Genomic DNA, 1,075 nt, shown 5'->3' with positions numbered 1-1,075 from the left:
GACCCGTAATCCGGGTTGCGGACAGTGTCTGGTGGGTAGTTTGACTGGGGCGGTCTCCTCCTAAAGCGTAACGGAGGAGCACGAAGGTTAGCTAATCACGGTCGGACATCGTGAGGTTAGTGCAAAGGCATAAGCTAGCTTGACTGCGAGAGTGACGGCTCGAGCAGGTGCGAAAGCAGGTCTTAGTGATCCGGTGGTTCTGAATGGAAGGGCCATCGCTCAACGGATAAAAGGTACTCCGGGGATAACAGGCTGATACCGCCCAAGAGTTCATATCGACGGCGGTGTTTGGCACCTCGATGTCGGCTCATCACATCCTGGGGCTGAAGTCGGTCCCAAGGGTATGGCTGTTCGCCATTTAAAGTGGTACGCGAGCTGGGTTTAGAACGTCGTGAGACAGTTCGGTCCCTATCTGCCGTGGGCGCTGGAGAATTGAGGGGGGCTGCTCCTAGTACGAGAGGACCGGAGTGGACGCATCACTGGTGTTCGGGTTGTCATGCCAATGGCATTGCCCGGTAGCTAAATGCGGAAAAGATAAGCGCTGAAAGCATCTAAGCGCGAAACTTGCCCCGAGATGAGTTCTCCCTGACTCCTTGAGAGTCCTGAAGGAACGTTGAAGACTACGACGTTGATAGGCTGGGTGTGTAAGCGTAGCGATACGTTGAGCTAACCAGTACTAATGATCCGTGAGGCTTAACCTTACAACACCGAAGGTGTTTTTAGAGAGAGATTTTCAGCTTAGTTCAGGATTATATTGATGGTCACGGGAGTGACGGTCAATGACAGAATTTGCCTGGCGGCCGTAGCGCGGTGGTCCCACCTGACCCCATGCCGAACTCAGAAGTGAAACGCCGTAGCGCCGATGGTAGTGTGGGGTCTCCCCATGCGAGAGTAGGGAACTGCCAGGCATCAAATTAAGCAATAACCCCGCCCGAAAGGCCGGGGTTTTTTGCTTTCTGAGATATGCAAAACAGCATTAAAAAGGCCGCATTAGCGGCCTGTGTTGTGTCAGTGGATTACCTGAGAAAGAAAAGCACGCGTGCGCTCTGATTTGGGATGGGCAAAAAACTCCTCA

At 53.2% G+C, this 1,075-nt stretch carries 2 rRNA genes; both read left to right on the top strand.

What is annotated here, in order from left to right:
* A 23S ribosomal RNA gene (locus D1B31_RS23835) occupies nt 1–701 on the top strand; the annotation flags it as partial.
* Between the two features lie 91 nt (nt 702–792).
* Nucleotides 793–908, top strand: a 5S ribosomal RNA gene (rrf, locus tag D1B31_RS23830).
* Nucleotides 909–1,075 lie beyond the last annotated feature (167 nt).

Source organism: Neobacillus notoginsengisoli (genome assembly GCF_003515685.1).
Classification (GTDB): Bacteria; Bacillota; Bacilli; order Bacillales; family Cytobacillaceae; genus Bacillus_D; species Bacillus_D notoginsengisoli.
Note: the sequence above shows the minus strand (reverse complement) of the source record. Positions and strands in the feature narration are given on the sequence as shown.